This is a genomic window from Streptomyces sp. M41, from assembly GCF_043673425.1.
Classification (GTDB): Bacteria; Actinomycetota; Actinomycetes; order Streptomycetales; family Streptomycetaceae; genus Streptomyces.
This window is the reverse complement of record NZ_JBIMKE010000042.1, coordinates 28,793-53,273: the sequence shown is the minus strand read 5'-3', so window position 1 is coordinate 53,273 and position 24,481 is coordinate 28,793. Positions and strand designations below refer to the sequence as shown.

The 24,481-nt window shown below is 69.6% G+C and carries 26 protein-coding genes; 10 read left to right on the top strand and 16 right to left on the bottom strand.

Annotated elements, in window-relative coordinates:
- Position 1 precedes the first annotated feature (1 nt).
- The 8 genes from ACHBTE_RS33405 to mca form a co-directional block, all read right to left on the bottom strand.
- The gene (locus ACHBTE_RS33405; protein WP_394729059.1) at positions 2-247 is read right to left on the bottom strand and encodes an acyl carrier protein; all 246 of its coding nucleotides are present in this window, start codon (positions 245-247) and stop codon (positions 2-4) included.
- Positions 248-334: 87 nt separating this feature from the next.
- Complete coding sequence (locus tag ACHBTE_RS33400) at positions 335-1,291, bottom strand: beta-ketoacyl-ACP synthase III (protein ID WP_394729057.1); 957 nt, start codon at positions 1,289-1,291, stop codon at positions 335-337.
- Between the two features lie 71 nt (positions 1,292-1,362).
- A complete protein-coding gene (locus ACHBTE_RS33395; protein ID WP_394729055.1) occupies positions 1,363-2,337 on the bottom strand; it encodes a TauD/TfdA family dioxygenase in 975 nt (324 codons plus the stop codon).
- A 65-nt stretch (positions 2,338-2,402) separates the two neighbouring features.
- The gene (locus ACHBTE_RS33390) at positions 2,403-3,338 is read right to left on the bottom strand and encodes a TauD/TfdA family dioxygenase (protein WP_394729053.1); all 936 of its coding nucleotides are present in this window, start codon (positions 3,336-3,338) and stop codon (positions 2,403-2,405) included.
- Positions 3,339-3,480: 142 nt separating this feature from the next.
- On the bottom strand, positions 3,481-4,260 hold the full coding sequence (locus ACHBTE_RS33385) for a thioesterase II family protein (protein WP_394729051.1): 780 nt from the start codon (positions 4,258-4,260) through the stop codon (positions 3,481-3,483).
- Positions 4,257-5,003 (bottom strand): 3-oxoacyl-[acyl-carrier-protein] reductase, encoded by a 747-nt coding sequence (fabG, locus tag ACHBTE_RS33380; RefSeq protein WP_394729080.1) that lies wholly within the window; start codon positions 5,001-5,003, stop codon positions 4,257-4,259. Before fabG ends, ACHBTE_RS33385 begins: the two co-directional genes overlap by 4 nt.
- A gap of 1,346 nt (positions 5,004-6,349) precedes the next feature.
- Positions 6,350-6,649 carry a hypothetical protein gene (locus ACHBTE_RS33375; RefSeq protein ID WP_394729049.1) on the bottom strand — a complete coding sequence of 100 codons (300 nt, stop codon included), beginning with the start codon at positions 6,647-6,649 and terminating at the stop codon, positions 6,350-6,352.
- Positions 6,642-7,502 carry a mycothiol conjugate amidase Mca gene (mca, locus tag ACHBTE_RS33370; protein WP_394729078.1) on the bottom strand — a complete coding sequence of 287 codons (861 nt, stop codon included), beginning with the start codon at positions 7,500-7,502 and terminating at the stop codon, positions 6,642-6,644. Before mca ends, ACHBTE_RS33375 begins: the two co-directional genes overlap by 8 nt.
- 168 nt (positions 7,503-7,670) lie before the next feature.
- Between mca and ACHBTE_RS33365 the strand changes: the two genes are divergently transcribed.
- Positions 7,671-8,069, top strand: coding sequence for a DUF4307 domain-containing protein (locus ACHBTE_RS33365; RefSeq protein ID WP_394729047.1), 399 nt, complete (start codon positions 7,671-7,673; stop codon positions 8,067-8,069).
- A 211-nt stretch (positions 8,070-8,280) separates the two neighbouring features.
- Positions 8,281-8,781, top strand: coding sequence for a transcription elongation factor GreA (greA, locus tag ACHBTE_RS33360; protein ID WP_394729045.1), 501 nt, complete (start codon positions 8,281-8,283; stop codon positions 8,779-8,781).
- Positions 8,782-8,854: 73 nt separating this feature from the next.
- Here the strand turns inward: greA and ACHBTE_RS33355 are convergent, their stop codons facing one another.
- The 3 genes from ACHBTE_RS33355 to ilvA all read right to left on the bottom strand — a co-directional run bounded on the left by ACHBTE_RS33355 (position 8,855) and on the right by ilvA (position 12,102).
- Positions 8,855-9,712: an ABC transporter permease gene (locus tag ACHBTE_RS33355; RefSeq protein ID WP_394729043.1), complete on the bottom strand. Its 858-nt coding sequence runs from the start codon at positions 9,710-9,712 to the stop codon at positions 8,855-8,857.
- Positions 9,709-10,701, bottom strand: a complete 993-nt coding sequence (locus tag ACHBTE_RS33350) for an ATP-binding cassette domain-containing protein (RefSeq protein ID WP_394729041.1) — start codon at positions 10,699-10,701, stop codon at positions 9,709-9,711. The genes ACHBTE_RS33355 and ACHBTE_RS33350 overlap by 4 nt, the downstream gene beginning before the upstream one ends.
- Before the next feature lie 171 nt (positions 10,702-10,872).
- Positions 10,873-12,102 carry a threonine ammonia-lyase gene (gene ilvA, locus ACHBTE_RS33345; protein ID WP_394729039.1) on the bottom strand — a complete coding sequence of 410 codons (1,230 nt, stop codon included), beginning with the start codon at positions 12,100-12,102 and terminating at the stop codon, positions 10,873-10,875.
- Between the two features lie 163 nt (positions 12,103-12,265).
- Between ilvA and ACHBTE_RS33340 the strand changes: the two genes are divergently transcribed.
- The 3 genes from ACHBTE_RS33340 (at position 12,266) to ACHBTE_RS33330 (ending at position 13,701) form a co-directional block, all read left to right on the top strand.
- On the top strand, positions 12,266-12,769 hold the full coding sequence (locus ACHBTE_RS33340; protein ID WP_394729076.1) for a MarR family winged helix-turn-helix transcriptional regulator: 504 nt from the start codon (positions 12,266-12,268) through the stop codon (positions 12,767-12,769).
- 174 nt (positions 12,770-12,943) lie between these two features.
- Positions 12,944-13,456, top strand: coding sequence for a sigma factor-like helix-turn-helix DNA-binding protein (locus ACHBTE_RS33335; protein WP_394729037.1), 513 nt, complete (start codon positions 12,944-12,946; stop codon positions 13,454-13,456).
- Positions 13,453-13,701 carry a hypothetical protein gene (locus tag ACHBTE_RS33330; protein ID WP_394729035.1) on the top strand — a complete coding sequence of 83 codons (249 nt, stop codon included), beginning with the start codon at positions 13,453-13,455 and terminating at the stop codon, positions 13,699-13,701. Before ACHBTE_RS33335 ends, ACHBTE_RS33330 begins: the two co-directional genes overlap by 4 nt.
- Positions 13,702-13,729: 28 nt before the next feature.
- Here the strand turns inward: ACHBTE_RS33330 and ACHBTE_RS33325 are convergent, their stop codons facing one another.
- Positions 13,730-14,884 carry a cystathionine gamma-synthase gene (locus ACHBTE_RS33325; RefSeq protein ID WP_394729033.1) on the bottom strand — a complete coding sequence of 385 codons (1,155 nt, stop codon included), beginning with the start codon at positions 14,882-14,884 and terminating at the stop codon, positions 13,730-13,732.
- A 212-nt stretch (positions 14,885-15,096) separates the two neighbouring features.
- On the opposite strand from ACHBTE_RS33325, the gene ACHBTE_RS33320 reads away from it, so the two are divergent.
- From ACHBTE_RS33320 to ACHBTE_RS33300, 5 genes are all read left to right on the top strand, one after another.
- Complete coding sequence (locus ACHBTE_RS33320; RefSeq protein ID WP_394729031.1) at positions 15,097-16,215, top strand: hypothetical protein; 1,119 nt, start codon at positions 15,097-15,099, stop codon at positions 16,213-16,215.
- 164 nt (positions 16,216-16,379) lie between these two features.
- Entirely contained in the window at positions 16,380-17,093 is a 714-nt protein-coding gene (gene msrA / locus ACHBTE_RS33315) for a peptide-methionine (S)-S-oxide reductase MsrA (RefSeq protein ID WP_394729029.1), read from the top strand.
- 183 nt (positions 17,094-17,276) lie between these two features.
- Positions 17,277-17,690 (top strand): hypothetical protein, encoded by a 414-nt coding sequence (locus ACHBTE_RS33310; protein WP_394729027.1) that lies wholly within the window; start codon positions 17,277-17,279, stop codon positions 17,688-17,690.
- A gap of 165 nt (positions 17,691-17,855) precedes the next feature.
- Positions 17,856-18,362: a hypothetical protein gene (locus ACHBTE_RS33305; protein WP_394729025.1), complete on the top strand. Its 507-nt coding sequence runs from the start codon at positions 17,856-17,858 to the stop codon at positions 18,360-18,362.
- 153 nt (positions 18,363-18,515) lie between these two features.
- A complete protein-coding gene (locus ACHBTE_RS33300; RefSeq protein WP_394729023.1) occupies positions 18,516-19,421 on the top strand; it encodes a hypothetical protein in 906 nt (301 codons plus the stop codon).
- A gap of 88 nt (positions 19,422-19,509) precedes the next feature.
- Here the strand turns inward: ACHBTE_RS33300 and ACHBTE_RS33295 are convergent, their stop codons facing one another.
- The 4 genes from ACHBTE_RS33295 to ACHBTE_RS33280 all read right to left on the bottom strand — a co-directional run bounded on the left by ACHBTE_RS33295 (position 19,510) and on the right by ACHBTE_RS33280 (position 24,358).
- Positions 19,510-20,337 (bottom strand): hypothetical protein, encoded by an 828-nt coding sequence (locus ACHBTE_RS33295; RefSeq protein ID WP_394729021.1) that lies wholly within the window; start codon positions 20,335-20,337, stop codon positions 19,510-19,512.
- A gap of 194 nt (positions 20,338-20,531) precedes the next feature.
- The gene (locus tag ACHBTE_RS33290) at positions 20,532-22,706 is read right to left on the bottom strand and encodes a hypothetical protein (RefSeq protein ID WP_394729019.1); all 2,175 of its coding nucleotides are present in this window, start codon (positions 22,704-22,706) and stop codon (positions 20,532-20,534) included.
- Between the two features lie 12 nt (positions 22,707-22,718).
- Positions 22,719-23,297, bottom strand: a complete 579-nt coding sequence (locus ACHBTE_RS33285; RefSeq protein ID WP_394729017.1) for a hypothetical protein — start codon at positions 23,295-23,297, stop codon at positions 22,719-22,721.
- A 344-nt stretch (positions 23,298-23,641) separates the two neighbouring features.
- On the bottom strand, positions 23,642-24,358 hold the full coding sequence (locus ACHBTE_RS33280) for a hypothetical protein (protein ID WP_394729015.1): 717 nt from the start codon (positions 24,356-24,358) through the stop codon (positions 23,642-23,644).
- Between the last annotated feature and the right edge of the window lie 123 nt (positions 24,359-24,481).

The window sequence follows — 24,481 nt, the reverse complement described above, 5'->3', positions numbered from 1 at the left end:
CTCAGACTCCCGCCTTGTACGCCATGAGGAAGTCCGCGACGTCACTGACCCTCAGCAGGTCGGCGACCTTGTCGTCGGGCACCGACAGACCGAAGTTTTTTTCCACCGCCGCCAGCAGATCGATACGGGTCAGGGAATCCATGCCGAGGTTCTCGAAGCTGGAGTCGGCGGTGACTTCGCCCTCCAGGTCCGGGGCGGTGCGCAGGGTGAGGTTGATGATCTCGACGATCATTTCGTCTCTGGTCATGGTGGTTCCGTCTCTGTGAGGAGGTGAGGAGGTGAGGAGGTGAGGAGTGAAGGTCGGTGGAAGAGGGTCGAGTGGACGGCGGTGCCGTCAGGGCATGTCGACGACCTGGCCGGCGTATGTCAGACCGGCGCCGAAGCCAAGCAGCAGGACCTTCTCGCCCGGGGTGGCACGACCGCTCTCCTTGAGGCGGTTGAGCGCCAGCGGCACCGACGCCGCCGAGGTGTTGCCGGTGTCCACGACGTCGTTGACGACGCGGTCCTGCGGCAGGCCCAGGTTGTCCGTCAGGGTGCGGATGATCCGGTTGTTGGCCTGGTGCGGGACGAACCAGGCGATGTCCTCCAGGGAGACACCGGCGGCGGCGCACGCCCGGTGGGCCACGTCCGGCATGGTGGCCGTCGACCACTTGTAGACGAGCGGGCCGTTCATCGTGACGTACTCGCGCCCGTCGGCCTTCTCCGTGATGCCGAGGACCTCGTGCCGCGCGCCGTCGCTGCCCCACACCGCCGGGCCGATGCCGGCCGTCTCGGAGCGCGAGACCACGGCGGCGCCGGCGCCGTCGCCGAAGATGACGAAGGTGTCCGGGTCGTTGGGGTCGATCCACTCGCTGGTCCGCTCGGCGCCGATGACCAGCGCGTGCCGGGCCTCGCCGAGCCGTACCGCGTTGGAGGCCATGGCCAGGGAGTAGGTGAAGCCGGCGCAGACCGCGTTCAGGTCATAGGCACCGGAGTTCGGCAGGCCGATCCGGCTGGCGACCTCGGGCGCCACCCCGGGCATGCGGACGCGGCGGGTGGCGCTGGCCACGATGGTGAGGTCCACCTCGGCGGGGTCGATGTCGGCCTCGACGACCGCCTTCTCCCCGGCCGCCGCCGCCATCGCGGCGATGGTCTCCTGCTCGTCCGCGTGGTGGCGGGTCTTGATGCCGGTGCGGCTCTCGATCCACTCCGGGGAGACCGTGGTCCGCTGCGACAGCTCCTCGTTGGCCACGAGGCGGGCGGGCCGGTAGACCGCGAGAGCGGCTATGCGTGATCCGTGTGTGGTGAGCATCTCTCTTCCCAACTGCGGGTCGGCTGGACGTACTTGTGCGGTCGGACCGCGGTGCTGTGGCACATGGCCGCTCAGGCCGCGGACGGCTCCGCCATGGCCACGGCGATCCGCCGGGGCCCGGTGAACGGCTCGCGGGCGTGCGCGGCGAGCATGTTGTCGACGATCAGGACGTCGTCGCGCTGCCAGTCGAAGCGGACGGACGCCCCGCGGTAGCAGCCGCGCAGATGGTCCAGCACGTCGTCGGGGATGGCGCCGCCGTCGCCGTAGAACGTGTGCGTGGGCAGGTCCTCGTCGTCGAAGATCGCGCGCAGTCCCGCGCCGACCTCCTCGGGCAGCGTGCTGGTGTGGAAGAACGTGGCGTGGTTGAACCACACCTCCTCGCCGCTGACCGGATGCCGGTGCACCGCGCGGCGGACCGCGGTGGTGCGCAGCCCTCCGTCGGGCCGCCACTCGGCCTCGATGCGCCGCTCCGCGCAGTACGCGACGACGGCGTCCCGGTCGGAGGTGTTGAACGCCTCCTGCCAGGGCACGCCGAACCCGGTGTGGAAGTTGCGCACCACCTGCCAGCCGCGTGCCTCGAACTCGGCCCGCACGTCGGGGTCGACGGCGGCCAGGACCTGCCGGATGTCGGCGAGCGGGGTCGCTCCCTGGGTGGTGGGCGGCTCGACGCAGTAGAAGTACAGCGTGCGGGGCCAGACGGCCTGGTAGGAGTTCTCGTTGTGCAGGAAGATCTCCTCGGCCGGCGGGTAGTCCGTCGACGTGTAGACCTGGCCCTTGATGGTGGAGCGGGGTGAGGAGCGTTCGGCGTAGGCCAGCGGGGGCGTGCCGGAGAAGGCGCGCACGGTCTGGTCGAAGCCGTCGACGCCGCCCACGTCGAAGCCGCGCAGCAGCAGCGCACCGCGCCGGCCGAGCAGTGCGCGCAGTTCGGCGCGGTGCTCGGTGAGGTAGGCGTGGATGCCGGTGCCGGGGGCGTCCGGCCGGCACAAGCCGGGCACGGTTCCGCTGCCCTGCCAGCCGGCGGGGATCTCTTCCGAGGTGATGGTCATGGTCAACTCGCTTGGTCGTCGCGGCGTCCGGGACCGATGAGGGCCGGTACGGGGACCACGGACGGTCAGTCGGACATCGCCACCAGCACCCGCCGGTCGCCCGTGTAGGGGCGTCGGCCGTGTGCCAGCAGCAGGTTGTCGATGAGCAGCAGGTCGCCGGCGTGCCAGTCGACGTCGACCGCGTTGTCCAGGCCCCGGTCACGGATCTGCAGCACGTACTCGGCGGGGATGGGGCTGCCGTCGGCGAAGGTCACCGACTGGGGCAGCTCGTCCTCGGAGAGGATCTGGGCGAGTTCCTTCGCGGTCTCGTCGCCGAGGCCGGCCGGGTGCCACTGGTCGGCCTGGTTGAACCAGACCTCGGCGCCGGTCACCGGGTGGACGGTGGTGGAGGGGCGCAGCGACTCGACGCGCAGGCTGCCGTCGCGCCGCCAGGTCCACTCGGCGCCGGCGCCCTTCAGGAACGCCTCCACCTCGGCCCGGTCGGACGTCTCGAAGGTGTCCTGCCAGCTCTTTCCGAGTCCGTAACCGTCGTGCAGGTTCTGGACGTAGCGCACTCCGCCCGCGAAGGCGTCCCGTACCTCCGGGTCCAGCGACCGGAGCCACAGCGCCGCATCGAGCACCGGGGTGGCGCCGCCTCCACCGGGCGTGATCTGGCAGAAGAACGCCAGCCGGGCCGGCCAGGCGTGGGCGTAACTCATCTCGTTGTGCATCGAGATGGTGAACTCCTGCGGATACTCCGTCGAGGTGTAGACGTTGCCCCCGACCTTGGTGCGCGGCGAGTTGCCGTGCACGTAGGCCAGTCGGTTCGGCAGCAGCCTGGCCAGCACCGGGTCCAGGGTGTCCGGCGTGATGCCGAAACCGCGGAACACCAGCGCCTTCTCCCGTGTCAGCGCGCCGGTCAGCCCTCCTTCCAGGGCGTCCACGCGCCGCAGCAGTTCCTCGGGGCCGCCGCCCTCGGCCGCCTTGATCTCCGTCGGTGCCCAGGCCGCGGTACTCGCCATGTCACCTCTCCTTTCGCTGTCGTCTCGGTGCGGTGTGTACGGGGCGCCGGCCAGGGGGTGTGGTGAGAGTCCTGTGCGGTGCCCGCGGTGTCCGTCGCGTGCCCTCGGCGCGTGCCGGGCGCGCGGGTGCTGTGCGGGACCTTCACAACACCCTCTGGGCGTGCCCGGCCACCGGCAGGCGGGCCAGCCGCTGCGCGATGTCCGCGGTCAGCTCCGCCTCCCGGGGCGCGAGGTAGAAGTGGTCGCCCGGAAAGGAGCGCACCATGAACTCGCCCTCGGTCAGCTCCGACCAGGCCTCGATGCCCGGCCGGGTGACTCCCGGGTCGCGATCGCCGAGGTACGCCACCACCGGGGCCCGCAGCACGGGCGGAGTCTGCCTGTCGTACGTCTCGATGAGCCGGTAGTCGGCCCGCAGCACCGGCAGCAGCAGCTCCCGCAACTCCGGTACGGCGTAGGCGTCGCCACCGAGGGTGCCCAGCCGGGTCACGCCCGCCACCAGCACGTCGTCCGCCGCCCGGTGCAGCGCGGTGGACCTGCCGCGGTGCGGCGCGCTACGGCCGGAGAGCAGCAGCAGAGCCGGTCCGGGCCCCTCGGCCGCCGGGCCCTCCAGGCGTACGGCGACCTCGTAGGCCACCGCCGCGCCCATGCTGTGGCCGAACAGGACCAGCGGCAGGTCGCGTTCGGGGTCGAGCGCCTCGGAGACCCGGCCGGCCATCTCGTCCATCGTCTCGACGCACGGCTCGTCCATGCGCTCCTGGCGGCCCGGGTAACGCACCGCGAGGAGTTCGACATCGGCGGGCAGCCGGGGCGCCCAGCCGTGGAAGAGGCGGGCGTTGCCGCCGGCGTGCGGGAAGCACACCAGGCGCACGCGCGGCGCCACCGCGCCCCGATAGCGCCGGAACCAGATCCCCGGCCCGGTCACAGCGCCATGCCGCCGTCGATCCGCACCACCTGGCCGGTGATGTACGCGGCCTGCGGCGAGACCAGATAGGAGACGAGGGAGGCGACCTCGTCGGGGGTGCCGAAACGCGCGAGCGGGATGCGGCCCATGGCGTCCTTGGCGACCGACTCGGGGACTCCGGCGACCATCTCGGTGTCGATGAACCCGGGGGCGACCGCATTGGCCCGCACGCCGTACCGGCCGAACTCCTTGGCCAGCGCCTGGGTGAGGCCGATGATGCCCGCCTTCGACGCCGAATAGTTGGTCTGCCCGGCGTTGCCGACCACGCCGGCCACCGAGGACAGCGTCACCACGGTGCCCTCGCGGCGGCGGATCATCGACCTGACCACGGAGCGCAGCAGGTTGTAGGTCCCGTCGAGGTTGGTGCGCAGCACGGAGTCCCACTCGTCGTCCTGCATCAGCGCCAGCGGCCGGTCGCGGGTGATACCGGCGGACGTCACGACCGCCGTCACCGGGCCGAGGCCCGACTCGACATCGGCGACGAAGGCCCGCACCCCGACGCGGTCGGCGACGTCCACGCGCCGGGTCAGCACCCGGCGGCCCGCCGCCTGGATCTCCTTGGCGACCTGCTCGGCCGCGCTCTCGTCGGACCGATAGCAGATCGCGACGTCGAAACCGTCGTTCGCGAGCCGGGTGGCAACCGCCCGCCCGATCCCCCGCGACCCCCCGGTCACCAGCGCCACCTGCCTGGACTGCTCCGGCATCTCTTCCCCACGCTCCGGCATCTCTCCCCCATCCGTTCGGATGAGTCGAGCGTGTGTTCGCGGGCTATATCTGGCCTATACGGCACCCTGCATCCGGGCCCCGACCACGCCCCGCGTACGCCGCCCCCGCCCCGCCGCTCCCATGCGCCCTCCTCCCCCGGCACCCCGTGCGCGCACGCCGCCCCGCTGGTCGCCACGGCGATGCCCCGCGTCGGCGCCCCGCACCAGACCACCCGGCGATCGCCCACACCCGGCCCGCAAGGCCCGCCCCCAACCGCCTCTCACCCCCACACCCCATGGCTGAATCCGGTGTTCCGCCCCAACACCCCACAGCACGAGCCGCCCGAGGGCGATCTGCTACCGCGGGGGGTGGGGTGGGGTACGGCAGGTCCAGCGGAGGCGCGGGGGCCCGCGTGGCTGCTGCACCGGACCGGCGAGGGGATTCGGTCGCTCGGGCGGAAGCGGAGGCCCCCAGGGGGAAGGGGCCCGCGTGGCTGCTGCACCGGACCGGCGAGGGGATTCAGTCGCTCGGGCGGAAGCGGATGCACCGGGCGGAGGGGGCCCGAGTGGCCGCTGCGCCGCGTCCAGGAGGGCTGCGGCAGTTCGGCGGAGGCGCGAAGGGGGCGGAGGTGCCCGAGTGGCAGCTACGCCGGGGCGGCGAGGGGGATGGGGCCGGGGACGGGGTACGGCCGCCTCCGGCGGAGACACGGAGCAAGAGGACCGAGTGGCAGCTCCGCCCGGCTGGACGCGATGGTGGCGGGCACGGAAAGGTGCGCGCCTGGCTCCCGGTGCGCGGCCGGTCCCGGTGCAGGCCAGGGCCCGATGCGCGGCCGGGGTCCGGTGCACGGCCAAGGTTCGGTTGCTCGTGACGCCCTGGAACGCCGGGAGCACCGGCAACCGTCGAGGAGTCGAAGGCTCGAACCCGCACCTTCGAAGAGGGAGCGGTCAGCTCGTCGTCCCACCTACCTGCGCCCCACCACCACGCCGAGGACCGTCGGCCGCCCCCGACGGAGGCAGACCCGGACAGCTGCGGCTTCAGCGGCTGATGACGCAGGCGGGCCGCGTTTCCAGCGGGCACGCGTCACGCATGGCGAGGCGAGAGGGGGCCCGGAGCCGGCGGTCGCGGGCAGACGCCGGGAACGTGCGGACGCAGCAGGCCACCGCGCTGCGAGCCGGCCCAGCTGTCCCGCACCGTAGCCGGAGGCCGGAGGCCCGGTGATCGGCATAGCGGCTCAGCGCGGCGCCGAATCGCCATGCGAGGGAGGTCATGACTGTGGCATCGGCGACCCGGCACTGCCCCGGCGACCCGCCTCGCCCGCCTCCGCCCCTAGGCCACCTGAGCCCACCTACTGCGACTTGCCCGGCGTCGTCCCGGTCGCCGCGGAGCCCTGGGACTCCTGGGAGCCCAGGGAGTCCTGCGGACCCGCGGAGCCCCCGGCGTCCGTCTGCGGCTCCGCGGGCTCCTTGAAGTCGACCCTGCTCATGTGGCGGTTCATGGACTTCATCAGGCCCCACACCGCCAGGGCCATCACCGCGAAGACGATGAAGCCGAGGACGCCGGGGGTGACCTTGTCCTCGTCCACCTCCTTGGCGAGGGTGGCGAGCTGTGTCATTGCCAGGCTTGCGCTTGCGCTCATGTCAGGCATTGTCGCGGATGCCCGCAAAGAGGTCGTCCTCGGGGAGGGACGTATCGACGAGGGCCTTCGCCAGCTCGTACTCCTCGGTCGGCCAGACCTCCTTCTGGACCTCCAACGGGACCCGGAACCAGCCGCCGTCGGGGTCGATCTGGGTGGCGTGCGCGATCAGGGCCTTGTCGCGGATCTCGAAGAAGTCGCCGCACGGCACATGCGTGGTGAGGGTGCGCTGCTTCATCCCGAACTCGTCCCAGCGCTTGAGCCAGTCCCCGTACGGCGACTCCAGGCCGCGATCCAGCATCGCCTGGTGCAGGGCCTCGGTGCGGGGACGGTTGAAGCCCTGGTTGTAGTAGAGCTTCAGCGGCCGGTACGCGGGCCCGTACTCCGCCTCCGGATACTTCTCGGTGTCCGCCGCCCCCTCGAAGGCCACCATCGAGATCTTGTGGGTCATGATGTGGTCGGGGTGCGGGTAGCCGCCGTTCTCGTCGTAGGTGGTGATCACCTGCGGACGGAAGCGACGGATCTGCTTCACCAGCTCACCGGCCGCCTTGTCGACGTCCTCCAGGGCGAAGCAGCCCCCCGGCAGCGGCGGCAGCGGGTCACCCTCGGGCAGCCCGGAGTCGACGAAGCCGAGCCACTCCTGCTTGACGCCGAGGATCTCGCGAGCCTCGTCCATCTCCTTCTTGCGTACCTCGTGGATGTGCTCCTCGATGTACTTGTCGCCCTGGAGCTTCGGATTGAGGATGGAGCCGCGCTCCCCGCCCGTGCAGGTCACGACCAGCACGTCCACCCCCTCGGACACGTACTTCGCCATGGTCGCCGCGCCCTTGCTCGACTCGTCGTCGGGGTGGGCGTGGACGGCCATCAGTCGCAGCTGGTCAGTCAAGACTCAATCCTCGTAAGTCGGCGCCCGGTGTGCACCGGCGCGATCGGCGGCTTCTATAGTGACCGAATCGGGGGGCGGATAATTCCGGGGTACGGCCCGGAGACCTTCTTTTGGGACATCCGTCCCGCTCCGGCCAGGAGGACGATCATGAGTACGGCGAGCACGCGGCTGCCCGAGGGCCGCTACGGCCGTTCCTCGGACGCGCGCGCGGACCGCAAGCTCAAGGTCGTCGGCGCGGTGCTCGGTGCGGCGCTGCTGGCACTGGTCGGGTACTTCGGCTACCACTACGTCGGCCAGAACAAGATCAGCGCCGAGGTGATCGGCTTCAAGGCGGCCGAGGACTCGGTGAAGGTCCACCTCGAGGTCCGCAAGGACGCCGGCGCCTCGGGCTACTGCACACTGCGCTCCCAGGCCGAGAACGGCGCCGAGGTCGGCCGCGCCGACTTCCGCTTCGACGGCGACGCGACCCGCCTCGACAAGGTCGTCAGCCTGCGGACGACGTCCCAGGGGACGACCGCCGAACTGCTCGGCTGCCACGCCGACTGACCCGGTCGACCGGAAGCGATCGAGACTGGTCGACACCGACCACCTTCGCTCAGAATGCATAGGCGCTGACCTGCATTGATGCAATCTTGGTGGCTTATGTCCTCCCCCTTCGGCCATTGAATTGTTAGGCTCGTGGTTTCGCCCTTCCGTGAGGGAACATCCTTCTGGGTAGGGCGATGCTTTGTATTCCCAGTACCTACGAGGAGCACCTGTGACCCAGACCAGCGAGAACGTCACCTGGCTGACCCAGGAGGCGTACAACCAGCTCAGGGCCGAGCTGGAGTACCTGTCTGGTCCTGCGCGCACGGAGATCGCCGCCAAGATCGCGGCCGCGCGCGAGGAGGGCGACCTGCGCGAGAACGGCGGGTACCACGCGGCCAAGGAGGAGCAGGGCAAGCAGGAGCTCCGAGTACGCCAGCTGACCCAGCTCCTGGAGAACGCCCAGGTCGGCGAGGCGCCGGCGTCGGCGGACGGTGCTGTGGCGCCCGGCATGGTCGTGACGATCGCCTTCGACGGTGACGAGGACGACACCCTGACCTTCCTGCTCGCCTCGCGCGAGTACGCCAGCTCCGACATCGAGACCTACTCGCCGCAGTCCCCGCTGGGCTCCGGCGTGATCGGCCACAAGGTCGGCGAGGACGCGGAGTACGAGCTGCCGAACGGCAAGACGGCCTCGGTGAAGATCCTCAAGGCCGAGCCCTACAGCGGCTGACCCACCTCGCACGGCGGCCCCGCCCGACAGACCTCGACAAGCCCCCGGCGCCCACCCGGCACCGGGGGCTCTGTCATGCCGTGGCCGAGCGGTACTTCCGTACCGCCAGGGTGCGGAAGACCACGATGATCAGGACCGAGTAGATCAGCGAGGCCCACACCGGGTGCTGCATGGGCCAGGCGTCCGACGCCGACTGACCGGGGTTGGCGAACAGCACTCTGCATGCCTGCACGGTCGCGCTGAAGGGATTCCATTCGGCGATGTGCCGTAGCCATGGGGTCATATGGCTGGTGTCCACGAACGCGTTCGAGATGAAGGTGACCGGGAAGAGCCAGATCAGCCCGCTGGACGTAGCGGCCTCGGGGGTCCGCACGGACATGCCGATCAGTGCGCCGATCCAGGTGAACGCGTACCCGAGCAGGAGCAGCAGTCCGAAGGCCCCCAGCACCCTGCCCGCGTTGGTGCTGCCGTCCGATCCGACGCGCCAGCCGACCAGCAGGGCGACCACGGCCAGGACGACCAGGGTCAGGGCGGTCTGGACGAGGTCGGCGAAGGTACGCCCGGTGAGCACCGCGCCTCTGGCCATCGGCAGGGAGCGGAACCGGTCGATGAGCCCCTTGTGCATGTCGTCGGCGATGCCCGCACCGGAGCTCGCGGTGGCGAAGGTGACGGTCTGCGCGAAGATGCCCGCCATCAGGAAGTTCTTGTAGTCGACGGCGCTGGTGCTGCTGCCGATCTGCATGGATCCGCCGAAGACATAGGTGAACAGCACTACGAACATGATCGGCTGGATCAGGCCATAGATGATCATCTCGGGAATCCGGGACATGCGGATCAGATTCCTCTTGGCGACCACCATCGAGTCCCGGACGGACTGGCTGACCGGGTTCGAGGCCGGCGCGACGCGCACGGCGTCGGTGAGAGCGCTCATTTCTTGACGGCCTCCTTGCCGTTCCCCTTGCCGTTCTCCTCGCCCTTGACCTCGGCCACGTGTCCCGTCAGGGACAGGAACACGTCGTCGAGGGTCGGGCGGCGCAGGCCGATGTCGTCGATCTCGATGCCGCGGGTGTCGAGCTCACGGATGACCTCGGCGAGCAGCTTGGCGCCGCCGGTCACCGGCACGGTGAGCTTGCGCATGTGCTCCTCGACGGTGGTGTCGCCCTTGCCGAAGCCGCGCAGCACTTCCGAGGCGGCCTGGATCTCGTCGCGCTCGTGGACGACGACCTCGACGCGCTCTCCGCCGGTGCGGGCCTTGAGCTGGTCGGAGGTGCCCTTGGCGATGACTCTGCCGTGATCGACGACCGCGATCTCGTGCGCGAGGTGATCGGCTTCTTCGAGGTACTGGGTGGTGAGCAGCAGTGTCGTGCCGCTGGAGACGAGGCGCTTGATGACCTCCCACAGCAGCTGGCGGTTGCGTGGGTCGAGGCCGGTCGTCGGCTCGTCCATGAACATCACGGGCGGGGAGACCACCAGGGCCGCCGCGAGGTCGAGGCGGCGGCGCATGCCTCCGGAGTAGGTCTTGGTGGGGCGGTCGGCGGCGTCGGCGAGGTCGAACTGCTCCAGCAGCTCGCCCGCGCGCGACTTCGCCGTCCTGGCCTTCATCTGGTAGAGCTGGCCGACCATTTGAAGGTTCTCGCGGCCGGTGAGGTACTCGTCGACCGCCGCGAACTGGCCGGACAGGCCGATGGAGCGGCGTACCGCGTCGGGATGCTTGAGGACGTCGACGCCCGCGACGACCGCCGAGCCGCTGTCGGGGCGCAGCAGGGTCGTCAGACAGCGGACGGCCGTCGTCTTGCCCGCGCCGTTCGGCCCGAGCAGGCCGAGGACCGTGCCCTCGGGGACATCGAGGTCGACGCCGTCCAGTGCCCTTACGTCACCGAAGGTCTTCACCAGGCCTTCGGCATAGATGGCGCCTGGCATATGAATCTCCACGTCGTCGGGGAAACTTCGGGAAGCCTAGGTTTGCACTTTTCATTCCACTCATGGCGGAATTTACGAACACACCATAACGCGATGTATCGCGTCCCTCAATGGATTTGCCCGAACGAGTGACAAGGGGCCTCCGAGCTGAGCTTCCACCCGCCTCACGACTCAGTCGATGACGGTGTAACCCGCCTCGCGGAGGGCATGGCCGACCTCGACGCAGTGCGCCGGCCCCTTCGTCTCCAGGTGCAGCTCGACCTCCGCCTCCGCGAGCCCGAGCCGTGGGTCGGTCCGGACATGGCTGACGTCGAGGACGTTGGCGTCCACCGCCGACAACACCCCGAGAAGCGTGGCGAGCGCACCGGGCCGGTCCGTCAGCCGCAGCCGGACGGCCAGGTAGCGGCCCTGCGCGGCCATGCCGTGCCGCAGGACACGCTGGAGCAGCACAGGATCGACGTTGCCGCCGGACAGCACCGCGACGACCGGTCCCTCGAAAGCGCCGGGGTCGCTCAACAGGGCGGCCACCGGGCTCGCGCCGGCGGGCTCGACGACCAGCTTGGCCCGCTCCAGGCACAGCAGCAGGGCGGTGGCCAGCTCGTCCTCGGAGACCGTGCGGACCTCGTCCACCAAGTCGCCGATGATCCGGAACGGCACGTCACCGGGCCGGCCGACCTTGATGCCGTCGGCCATCGTCGCCGGGTTGTCGACGGCGACCGGGTGCCCGGCCGCGAGCGAGGGCGGGTAGGCCGCGGCGCCCGCCGCCTGCACGCCCACGATGCGCACGTCGGGCCGCAGCGACTTCACCGCCATCGCGATACCCGCCGCGAGCCCTCCCCCACCGATGCCGACGACGATCGTCCGCACCTCCGGGCACTGCTCCAGGAGCTCCAGGCCCACGGTGCCCTGGCCCGCGATGATGTCGGGATGATCGAAGGGGTGGATGAACACCGCGCCCGTCTCGGCCGCGTACTCCTGCGCCGCGGCGAGCGTCTCGTCGACCACCTGGCCGTGCAGGCGCACCTGAGCGCCGTAGTCCTTGGTGGCGCTGATCTTCGGCAGCGGGGCGCCCTTCGGCATGAACACCGTCGACCGCACGCCGAGCAGCGACGACGCGAGGGCGACGCCCTGCGCGTGGTTGCCGGCGCTGGCGGCCACGACGCCCGCGGCCCGCTCCTCCGGGAGCAGTCCGGCGATCCGTACGTAGGCGCCGCGCAGCTTGAACGATCCCGTGCGCTGGAGGTTCTCGCACTTGAGGTGCACGGGCGCGCCCACCAACTGGGTGAGGTGCCTGCTGCCCTCCATCGCCGTCACCCGTGCCACGCCAGAGAGCATCTTCTGGGCGCCGCGCACGTCGTCGAGCGTGACGGGAGGCAAGGAGTCAGCCGTGCTGTAGCTCATGACTCAAGTCTCGCAGTTCACAGGCGCGAGGCCCTGGTGTGACCAAGCACCGAGATGGGTTTGCGCAGCGCCGGTACACCCCGCGGCCCGGCCGCGTACCCTGTCCCCCAACCCAGCACCCCCTTCATGAAGTGAGCCCCCGGCCATGCCCACAACACCTGAAATGTCGATGGACATGACGACCGTCGCTGACAGCGGTCTCCTCGACACGCTTCAGCACGAGGTGGCGGTGTTCGCCCGTCGTGCCGAACAGACCCGGCTCGGCGGCGTCGGGCAGGTGCGCAACTCCATGGACCGCGCCGCATACCTGCTGCTCAATCGCCTCGACAAGGAAGGCCCTATGGGCGTCAAGGCGCTCGCCGCGAGCATGGGGATCGACTCGTCGACGGTCACCCGGCAGGTCGCGCCGCTCGTCGACACGGGGCTCGTGAAGCGGACCTCGCACCCGGAGGACGGGCGGGCGGTGGTGCTCCAGCTCTCCCCGCGCGGGCAGTCGCGACTGGAGGAAGTGCGCTCGTCGCGGCGTCAGTTGATGGCCGAGCTGACCGAGGACTGGGCCCCGGAGGAGCGCGAGGCGTTCTGCACGCTCCTCACCCGCTTCAATGTCGCGCTCTCCTCGCGCATGGCGGCCCAGGGGATCTCGGGCGCGGAGTCGCCGGCCTCCTGACGCCGCGCCGCCGCCCCTGTCCCGGGGCCGCCGATCGGGTCGCAAGTCTTGACCTTGGGCCGTCGCTGTCCTCATATGAAACCGGGCCCTCCTCATCTGCGCGAGTGACGCGTCACGCGGGTGGCCGGGCCGGTTCCGCAAGACGTGTGCAGGCGTGTTCAGGCGGGAGGGGCGGTGGGACGACGGCGTGCGGCCGAGGACGCCCGCCGAGCCCGGGAATTCGAGGCGTTCGTCGCGGGCGCGGCAGGGCGGCTGCTGCATGCCGCCACGCTGCTCACCGCGGAGCCCCCGGACGTCAACCCGCGCGCGCGGCGCCTGCTGACGCTGTCCCTCGCGCACACGTACGCGTCCTGGCACCGGCTGCGCGGCGAGGACCCCTACGATCGCGCCCGCCAGCACCTGGCCACCCGCTTCGCCAGGACCGCCTGGCATCAGTACGGCGGCCTGGGCACCCTCGGCCGGTCCCGCCCGCACCCCGACAGCCCGCTCGCCGGTCTCTCCCCGCAGGAACGCCTGATCCTCGTCCTGAGGCTGTACGAGGGCGTCGCCGAGGAACAGGTCGCGGCGCTGCTCGGCCTGCCCAGGGAGCGCGTCCACGCGATCTGCGACCGGGCGACGGCGACCCTGCTGCATCCGCCGCGAGGGCCCGCACGGCCCGTGCTGGGAGCGAAGGCGGTGGCGCCGTGAATCGCAGCGAACGGGAAGCCGCCGCGCGGCGGATCATGGATCGCACACCGCCGTCCGTGCCGCCGGAGCTGTTCGGGGAGGCCGTGCGGCGCGGCGGGCGCATGCTGCGCCGCAGGACCGCCGCCGTACGGCTGATGTGGCTGCTGCTGTTCGCCGCGTCCGTGGCGTTCGTGGTGTGGGCCGTGCTGGCCCGCCCTTGGGTGGAGCCGCCGTCGGAGACGACTCCACCGCTGACCGGCTGGTGAGCCCCGTCCGAAGGGCCTGAGCCGTGTCCTAGCCGAGGGCCTGCTGGAGGTCCTCCAGGAGGTCGTCGACGTTCTCGATGCCCACGGAGAGCCGGACGAGGTCGGCGGGCACCTCCAGGGCGGAGCCGGCCGTCGACGCGTGCGTCATGCGACCCGGGTGCTCGATGAGGGACTCGACGCCCCCCAGGGACTCGCCGAGCGTGAACACCTTGGCCCGGTTGCAGACCTCGACGGCCGCCTCCTCGCCGCCGGTGACCTGGAAAGACACCATGCCGCCGAACGTCCTCATCTGCTTGGCGGCGACCTCGTGCCCGGGGTGCTCGGGCAGGCCCGGGTAGAGAACGCTGGTCACGCGCGCGTGCCGGGTGAGCATGTCGGCGATCTTGGTGGCGTTCTCGCTGTGCCGGTCCATGCGCACCGACAGCGTCTTGGTGCCGCGCAGCACCAGCCAGGAGTCGAAGGGCCCGGCGACCGCGCCCATCGCGTTCTGGTGGAAGGCCAGTTCCTCACCGAGATCGGGGTCGCTGACGATCAGTGCGCCGCCGACGACGTCCGAGTGGCCGCCCATGTACTTGGTCAGGGAGTGCACCACGACGTCCGCGCCGAGGGACAGCGGCTGCTGGAGGTAGGGCGTGGCGAAGGTGTTGTCGACGACGAGCTTCGCGCCCGCGTCCCGGGCGATCTGGGCCACGGCCGCGATGTCGGTGATGCCGAGCAGCGGGTTGGAGGGGGTCTCCACCCAGACCGCCTTGGTCTTCGGTGTGACGGCGGCCCGTACCGCGGCGGGGTCGCTGGTGTCGGCCACCGACCATTCCACGCCCCAGCGGGAGACGACCTTGGCGAAGAGACGGAACGTGCCGCCGTAGGCGTCGTTGGGGATGACCACGTGGTCGCCGGGGCTGAGCAGCGTACGCAACAGGCAGTCCTCGGCCGCCAGTCCGGACGCGAACGCGAGGCCGCGACGACCGCCCTCCAGGGCGGCGAGGTTCTCCTCCAGGGCGGTCCTGGTCGGGTTGGCGCTACGGCTGTACTCGTAGCCGCCGCGCAGCCCGCCGACGCCGTCCTGCTTGTAGGTCGAGACCTGGTAGATCGGCGGGACGACCGCGCCGGTCAGGGGGTCGGCGGTATTGCCCGCGTGGATCGCGAGGGTCTCGAAGTGCTGACTGATATGCCTGTCGCTCATGGGCACCGAGCGTAGTGCGCCGACGAGGCGGATGCCGGGCGACGGAGTTTCCATCCACCGCAAGCACCGGACGTCCGCGACCGGCCTCCGCAGTCGGCCTCCGCTGCCGGCCTCCGCCGCGGATCTGTGCGGGCGGGTTTTCCACAGCCTCGTTTTCCACAGGTCGCGCACCTCGTTGGCCAATTGTCCGGGGCGTCTGGAACGCTGGAGGCATGGAGATTCTCTGGGTCCTGATCGCGCTGCTCATGCTCGGCTTTGTGCTGGTGCCGTTCCTGAGGCGCAGGCGGGGCATGATCGAGCAGGTCCCGGCGGGCCACCCGGACGCCGCGGACCCGGCGAACTACGGCTTCGTACGGCAGGAGGAGCTGGACGTCCGCATGCCCGGCCCCGACCAGGATTTGCTGGACGTGCTCGACCTGGTGCAGCGCACCCAGGACTATCGCGCGGCCTCGCAGCTGCTGGCCGGCACCCAGGCGGAGGGCGAGCTGCGCTGGCAGCGGGTGCAGGCCTTCGCCGGCGCCGCGTCGCTGGAGCTCCAGCAGAAGCCGGGCGGGGTCAGCGAGGCCCCGGGCGGGCAGTGGCTGCGGGTGTGGCGCACCGAGCAGCCCAAGGACGCGGGCGGGGCGGCCGTCCACGCGGAGTTCCTGGTGCAGCAGGCGTGGCGCACGGCGACGCCGGGCACGGACGAGTTCCGGATCATCATGGAGGAGGCGAGATCGGCGTGCGCGGATGCGGCGCTGCTGGCTCCCGGTGACCCGATCCCCTACATCGTCGAGCTGTCGGTAGCCCGTGGACTGGCCTACCCGCGCCCGGAGTTCGAGCAGCTCTGGCTGAAGATCCTGGACCGAGCCCCCGCCCACATGGGCGCGCACCTGGCGGCCCTGCACTACTGGTGCGAGAAGTGGCACGGCTCACGGCAGCTGGCGTACGACTTCGCGGAAGCGGCGGCGGCCCGCGCGCCTCAGGGCTCCCTCCTGTCGGCGATGCCGCTCTTCGCGGTCTTCGAGCACATGCCGGAGGTGAACCTGGTCAGCGGCTTCTACCAGAGCGAGGTCGTGACGAAGGCGATCCACGGCGCGCTGTACGCGGAGCACGCCGCCCGCCCCGACGACCCGATGCTGGCGCACGTACGGCATCTGCTGCTGTTCTTCCTGGTCCGCGGCGAGCGCTGGGCGGAGGCCATGAACCAGCTCATACACGTCGACGGCCATGTCGGCGCCCTGCCCTGGACCCTGTCCGCCGACCCCGCGGCGGAGTTCGCGGTCTATCGCGCGCTGGCGGTGGCGGGCTACGAGGCGAACGGCGGCAGCCCGGCGACACTGCCTCACTGACCCGGCCCGGCCGACCGGCATGCCGACGGCCAGGAGGAATGTGCGAACGCGGCGAGACGTTGAAGGGTCAGCACCGGGCGGAGGTGTCTCCGTCGACGCGAACCGCCCGCCAGCCGTGCCACCCGGTCTGCGAGACCCGCGAGACCCGCGAGGAAGGAACCGTCATGCTCTTCGGCCGTACGCCCGTCCTGCCCACCCCCGAGCAGGCGCTGAAGGGCCGTCCGGAACCGGCCTTCACGGTCCCCGACCGCCACACGGTCCTCGGCAACGCGCTCGTCGGCCCCTACCCCGAGGGCCTGGAGATCGCCGACTTCGGCCTGGGCTGCTTCTGGGGCGCCGAGCGCAAGTTCTGGCAGCTCCCGGCGGGCGTATGGACGACCCTCGTGGGCTACCAGGGCGGCTACACCGAGCACCCCACCTACGAGGAGGTCTGCTCGGGCCTGACCGGCCACACGGAGGCCGTGCGCGTGGTCTACGACCCGAGCGTGATCTCGTACGAAAGCCTGCTGAAGACGTTCTGGGAGTCGCACGACCCGACGCAGGGCTTCCGCCAGGGCAACGACGTGGGCACCCAGTACCGCTCGGCGATCTACACCCACACCCCGGACCAGGCGAAGGCGGCCGAGGCCGCCCGCGAGTCGTACCAGAAGGTCCTGACAGGCTCCGGCTACGGCACGATCACCACGGAGATCCTCCCGGCAGAGGGCCGGCCCTTCTACCCGGCCGAGGGCTATCACCAGCAGTACCTGGACAAGAACCCTGCGGGCTACTGCGGGATCGGCGGGACGGGGGTCAAGCTAAGTACCCCGTTCGAGACGAACTGGGGAGCGTCGTGCCCGACAGGGATCGCGCCCGCGCCGGAGGCGACAGGCCAATAGGTCTGCAGGCTCAAGCTGTCTTAGCGGGCTGTGCTAACGACTGTCAGGCAACACGGCAGCACAGCCGATCCGCGCGTCGATGGGCTGACTCGGTTGCGCGGCTCCAGCCACCCTGGAGTCCACTTTCAGTCATACCGTCCACTTGCCGCATGATTCCTCATGTTCGTAGCCACGATTACGACCATGGCGGCTTCGGGGGCAAAAAGCAGTCGACTCGGCGGCTTAGGACAGTGGTGGGGCATCTTGGCCGGCACCTTACTCATCGCCGCGTGGATCAATGAAGCAGCAGGCCCGGCGGTGATCATCAGCCTGTCCGCATTGGTTCTCCTCTGGTCCTTCTTTCAAGCTCCAGTTGCTTGCGGGGCCCCAGTCAGAGGACGAACCGACGGTTGCCGCAACAACGCCACCGGCATCCTCATGGGCTGCCACATCCATCAACACCGGTGGCAGAAACTGAAGATGCTGATCCTCCGGCGCCGAGTGCGCGAGTTCTGCTCCGGACTGTTCTCAGACGGCAAGGCCACCCTCGTCACACTCGCTGCTGCAGGCAGCTTCCTCTCAGGACTCGTGGCTCTCATACCTGGTGTCGCCGTCTGACCAACGGGTCACATGACAGCACAGGCTCGGCGGGACGGGGGTGTCCTGCCCGATCGGCGTCGCCAAGGCTGACGGGTGACGGCTGGCGTCGCGCCGACGGTGCTGGAAGCGTTGTGGCGGGAACGACGACCGTGGGGCCCGCCCCTCGCCCACACGTTTCGCGGCATGTATGCGGATCGCTGGGTGCGCTTCCACAGCCTTCCCGGCTCCAAGCGCTACCCCGAGTCGGCGGATGAGTACGGAATCGTCCTGGAGCGGTACAACACGGTCCTCGACGAGTTGTTCACGGGCCTGGAAGTGTTCGTCGTGACCATGGACTGGTCGTACACACCGACCGGTCCCGCCGGCCACGGGACACCACGGCAGGAACTCCACCCCGACAGCGTCCTCTGGTGGACCGAATCGAACCAGGACGACACGGACCCGGAGTTCCACACCCACACTCGCCTCTACGCCGATCGGCGCCAGTGGCGACACGGCTGCGTCGACAACCTGCTGCGCGCCGTCGCCGACGAGGCGCTCGTCGAAGTGTTCATCACCGACACGGAACTTCGACGCGTCCACCATCCCTACGACGGCGGCGCGGATGTCATCGCGGCCACCCCCGACGAGCGCGACGCACTCCGTGATCGGCACGCCGCCTGGTTGTCCGGTCACCCTGCCGGTCTCTGACGAGCCGGAACCGCCACGGCTTGATCGAGCAAGAGCCGACATCAGCTGTCCCCTGGGCGCGGAAACGGCCATTCCGCCTGTTCGAGGGTCCCGTGAACCTCCATACTGGTTCAGCTTGTTGGACCTGAGGTGGGGGGCACCTTGCAGTCACGCGTGAGACTGACCATGGTGGGCCTGGCAACCGGTGTGATCGCTCCGATCAGCGTGGAAGCACTGATCGCCTACATCAAAGGTGAAAACTACAGCTTCGCCCGCGCGCTGATCGTGCTCGGCGTCATTTCACTGGCAGCACTGGTGTTGCTGGTGATCCGAAGCAGTTCCAGAAACCTGCGCACCAGCCTGGACGTAAGCCTCTTTCTTGCGGGGCTCGCAACCTTCGGGGTGGGCACTGCGAACGTCGTCGATTCCGCAGGCGACGGAAGCAGCGCTCTGGCAAAGGCGTGGGGAGTCGTCTTCCTCGGAATCCTCGTCCTGACGCTGGCCATCTATTCGCATGTCGTGTCGAGAAACGGATCAGCTCTCCTCCTGGCAACTCGGCAGTCACCTGCCCCGAAGGAGGTCGAGCAGTTCAATGTCGACAGCGTCCTGACCGTTCACAGGTTCGACGATTATCAAGATGCCGACCGAGAGGTGGAGGAATATTGCCGGCAGGCACTCGACCCGCAAGATCTCCAATTCATCGGATACTACGTCGACGGCCGCTGCCGATTTCATGTCGATGCGCTTGAAGCCGCGACATTGAACCCGTACTTCCGCCGCAGCAGCCGTGCTGATCGCCGGCTGGCATACGAGCGGTCCGGACGCCAACTCGACTGGCTGATCGAGAATCTCGACGTCTACATGCAGCACCTGTCGGGAGGGATTCTCATCAGGGTGGTTTTCGATGTCGAGCAAGGCGCCCTCTACTACTGCAACATCGACGAGGGCACCTACATCATGGGCGTCACCATGATCCAGGACGAAGTTCTGGTGGCTGACGAGAAGATCCGCCATCTCGCCAACGAGCTGGGGCATCTACCCCGCGCGGGGGCGCCGCCGTTCGTCCGATTCGCCAAGTAACCGGCGGCCCCGCGGCCTGACACAGGCCTGCTGATCGCTGACCTTCGAACACGAAGGTGACGGTCGCTCTACTCAGGCCAACTGCCGCCTATCCGCATTCCGTTGGATGCCGGGTGCATCGCAGGCTCTTCTCCGCCTCCACCGCGCTGGAGTTGGCATCCCCGACGACCGTCAGCTCCAGGTCGTTCACCTGCTTGGAGTCGATGCCGTCACCTCGTGCGCCGGCCCAGATGCCGACGATTCGGGAGCTGTCGTCCTTGAGGAACCGGGTCCGCTCGGAGTCGACCTGCTCGATGACCGCCTGTTGCCAGCTGCCCGCGATGTGTTGCGCGCGGTTCACCTCGTAGGGCGGGGGGCTGTCGACGGTCGCTTTGAGGCGCTGCAGGACACCAGAGCGCCATGCTGCTGCCTGCGATTCCGGGATGTCATCGCCGATTCCGTCGTAGTGGCCGAGGCCGACGGCGCAGCTGCGGGCAGGCCCGGTGTAGGCAGCGCCCGTGGCCTGGGAGGGAACCGCGGCCAGGTGCGTTGCGCATGTGCGGACATGCGCGGCTCGCACGTCGGCGTACGCGGAGGGATCCTCGGACACCGCGCGTACGACGTTGGTGAAGTCGTCGGGGTGCGCAGACATGCGCACGGTCTCGCCGTCCTGCCATGGGCCGCTGTCCGCTCGGCGCGTGTACTCGCCGTTGACACCGGCGAGTATCTCGTAGGTGTCCTGGGCGTAGTCCACCAGAGCGGCTGCCAGGGGGGCGCGAAGTTCCGGGGGGATGGAGGGCTCTTGGCGTTTTTCGATGTCCTCGTTGACCGCGGCGAGGGTCGCTTGCATGGCGCGGGCTTCGGGGAGCGTGTGGCGTCCGGGAGCCGACCCGGTCGTGGCGTCCTTCATCGCCCGGCCCAGGGCTGCACAGTCCATGTCCTCGCGGTATGCGTCACCGAGGGAGCGTTGAAGGATGGGCGCGGACAGCAGACTTTCACAGTCCGAACTGCCCTCCCCTGCAAGGGGGGTGCAGCCGACCACCCCTCCGCCGGCCAGGACGACAGTGGTCACAGCTACGACGAGAAAGCGTGTGGGGCGGGGGCGTGGCGCCCGGGGCGGAGTGTTGTCGTTCATCGGCCTATCGCGTCGTTGGCCAGCTTCTCGCCGGTGGTGTGGTCGTTGCGCATGTCGAACTGCAGGTCGTTGACGGACGGGTCGTCCATGCCCGGCATGCCGGGCCCATTGGCCCATTCGTCGACGAGGAACTGCATCTCCCGCTGGGACTTGAGGCTTCGGTCGGCGACCTCGGCGGCAGCCGCGTCGTTGTTGTAGCCCTTCTCCTGGTTGGAGATGTCGTAGGTCCAGGCGTCCAGCATGCGCTGCGCGGCGTCGCCGATCCCCGGGACCATGGTCACCGGAGTGCCGCCCACGTGGTAGATGGTCTTGGCCTTCCAGTCCTCCTGGGCGTTGGCGCTGTCCCGCTTGTCGTAGATGACGTCCTCGCGCACGGCGTCGTAGGCGCCGAGAGCGGAGCCGCCCTTGCGGACGGGTTCCCGGACGGAGTCGGCGGTGTTGCCGCCGTTGTCCTCCATCTGCTTGGCGATGTACGCCGTCTCGGCCTTGTGCATCGTGCCGTACGCCTCGGGGTCCTCGGAGATCCCGCGCATCATGCGGATCAGCTTGTCCGAGTTGGGGGCCATGTGGGCGTCGTTGCTGTCGCCGAACAGGCCGTCGCCGCCTCGCCCGTGCTCCTGGGGAGCCTCGTGCGTGTACGAGCCCTGGACTCCCGAGAGGATCTCGTGGGTGTCGTTGGTGTAGTCGGCGAGGCAGTTCGCGAGCGGTTGACGCAGGTTGGGCTTGATCTCCTCGTGGCCCGGCGCGGTGTCCATCAGCTCGACGGTGTCACGCATGATGCGCGCCTGGCCGGCCGTGTGCGGGGGACCCGCTTCCTCGCCGGTTGTCGCGGCTTGTAGAACGCTGCCGAGGCCGACGCGCGTGTTGGAGGCGTCGATGTGGTCGATCTTCCCGGTCGGCTCCTGCCCGCGGTAGACCTCCCGGACCTCCAGGTCGGGCCAGTCACGCTTGTTGAGCAGGTACTCCAGACGCTTGTTGCCTCCGTCGTCACCCGGGTCGAGGTACGCGGTCGCCGTGTCCGGATCACGGCTCATGATGCCGAGCATGTCGTCCACCGGGTCCATGACGGGAACGGCGTCGACGTCGGCTCCGGCATTGGCCTGGTCGTACTCGTTCCACAGGTCCGGGTGCTTCTTCTCGGCCGCGATGATGTCGTCGGTGAGCCCGGTGGTGAGCCGTGGCGGGTAGTCGGCGGTGTCACCGTGCTTGAGCAGGGTGGTCAGGGTCTGGTAGCCGTACGGCTGGGAGCCGTCGTCGCCGGTTCGCTCGACGCCGAGTGCACGCATGTCCTTGCGCCACTCGTCCGAGAACTCCTTGTCCTTGTTCGCGGTGGCGATGTTGTTGGCGAGGGCGTGCTGGATGTTGTTGTACTTGTCCTTGTTCGGGCCGTCGCCGGAGCGTTCGTGCTCCAGGTCCTGTGCCAGACGCAGCGTGCCCTCGGGGCCGAGGTCGTCCAGGACCATCCGGCTGAACTCCGGGTCCTTCTGGTTGTGGCCCATCAGCCGGTCGAGCTCGCCCAGTTCGGCGGGCGAGAGCTTCTCGCCGCTCTCGTACTTCTTCAGGAGCTTCGAGGCCCGCTGTGACTCGTCCTGATCGACGGACTTGACGGTCTTGTCGTTGAAGCCTTCGTCGCCGCCCTTGCCGGTGTTGCGCTTCAGGGCGATGGCGGCCGACTGGTCGGCGTTCGCGGCGGCCGTCAGGATGAGAACGATACGGGCCTGCCATTGCAGGATCCTTTCCTCGTTCTGCGACGGCAGTACTCCTCCGGGACCGCGACGCCGGTCGCCGCCCTCCTCCGGATCGATCAGGCTGACTTCACCCGTGCCACTGATCCGCACTCCGTTGCGCTTTGCGGCGGCGGCCAGCTCGTGCAGGTCCTCCTTGTACTTGCGCAACTCCTCGTAGGCGTCCTCCAGGACGGCGCGGATGCCCTTCGCCTCGATGACCGCGTCCCCGAACTCCTTCTCAGCGGCCGCGACCTGAGCGCGGGCGAACACCGCGGTTCCGTCGATGCTGGTCCAGCCGGCCTGGTCGAAGGGCTTTACGACGCCGTCACCGAACCCTTGGCCCCACTGTTCGTAGCGGCGAATGACATCGCCCCACTGGTCGGCGGCGGCTTTCACCGAGGCGACGTCGAGGTGGTAGAGCTGTTCGTAGGCGATGCTGCTCATGGCAGGTTCCTGTCAGTCGAAGTCGGGCAGCGAGGCGTGGACGGCGTTCATCTCGGACTCGTTCGCCGACTCCGTACGGACGTGGTTGTGCGCGGTCGTGATGCACTTGTCGCCGATGTCGCCGCAGGTGCGGGCCAGACGGCGGGCCTGCTTGTCCCAGCTCTCCAGCGTGCTCATCAGGGTCACGCCGAGATCGCCGCCCCACAGGTCGCCGCTGAGGGACCCCACAGCCGCCATCATCTCGGCGTCCTCGCCGACATCCCCGTTGGAGTGCACCAGGCTGGCCAGCTGGTTGGAGTTCTCACCGGCACGGTTCAGCGCCGCCGGATCGTCGACACCGCTGAAGCCGGCGGTCTGCACACCACCGCTGCCGCCGCTCGACATCGTCTGGATTCCGCCGCTTGCGGGCCCCGCGGAGTGGGTGCCGGGTGCGGGGTCGAGGTCGCGCACGTCCACGGGCTGATCGGGCCCGGCGATGGGCGAGCTCGCAGGGCCTGAGCCCGAGGTTCCGGATGCGGGCGCCGGCATCGTGCGTTTGCCGTCGGCGTAGAGGCCGCCCGGATCAGGGTCGGCGCCGGGAGCTGGGTCCATGTCCCGAACGTCCCTGCCTGTGTCCGGTGCCGGCAGCTGGTACGCGACACGTGGATCCGGGCCCGTGTTCGGTACTGATACAGGGCGTATGTCGCCTGTGTCGGAACTCATCGCTTTCCCCCGTGTAAGTGACGCGCCATCACCTTGGACCGCATGTCAACAAACCATGATCGACTCGTTGCCACCTTAACGAGGTTTGCATACCGGTGGTCAAGGCCATCGGGTGAGCGTCAGCGGGCACCTGGCGTCGCGGATTGCCGCTTCGCTGCTGTGTACCGTCCGACGCCGCCCGCTGAGCATCCGCTGCCCAGGTGAGGAGCTCGGCCAACGGCGGTGCAGTCGGTTCAGCCTTGCGCAGCGGGGCCCGGAGAGTCCTGGGGGTCGGGCCGGATGCGCGAGAGCCGATAGGAGCGCACGACCGCGATCACAGATGCGGTGACCAGGGCGCCGGCCCATCCGGCCAGATCACGCAGTTGCTTCGGCCAGGACCCCCCGTTCTCCACACCTCGCGGAGACACCCGCCCCTTCGGGTCGTACACGACGGCGAGCGCGTCACCGGGGCGCGTCGTGTGACCGCAGCCCCTCCAGATGCGGACCTTGAGCGGTACCCCGTACCGGTCGGTCACCGAGCAGAGGTAGCGGGCACGGCTGCCGCCCGCGGCGTCCTGCACCGAGGTCACCACCACGGACTCGACGCGCCCGCGCTCGGCCAGGACCACACCCGCGGCCGTCTGAGGCGCGTGCAGGGCCAGGCACATGCCGAGCACAGCCACGATGCCGATCAGCGCCCGTCCGGCCCGCATCACACAGAGGTAGAGAGCAAGCGCTGCGGCGCACACCAGGCCGGCCTCACCGTGCGCCAGCCCGGGGATCCCGTACCAGGCGCCCGCCAGCGCACTGCCGACGATGCCGCCCACCGCGAGCACCCCGGCAAGGAGGCCCTCCCCGGTCAGCCACCAAGGCGGCAGGCCGACGAACTCCGCGGGCCCCCACACCACTGCGCGCAGTTGGCTCAGCAGGTGCGGTTCCGCCGCGGGCCGAGGGCGATGCGGTCGGCGCATGTCCGTCTCAACTCCCCGCGATCCTCGTCGCCGCTCCGCGGCCGTCCGCCCTCCCGCGGACCGACCGCGGCCGCCCTCGGCCGGCTCGCTCCGCCCACCGGACCTGCCTTCACGTTTTCCTTG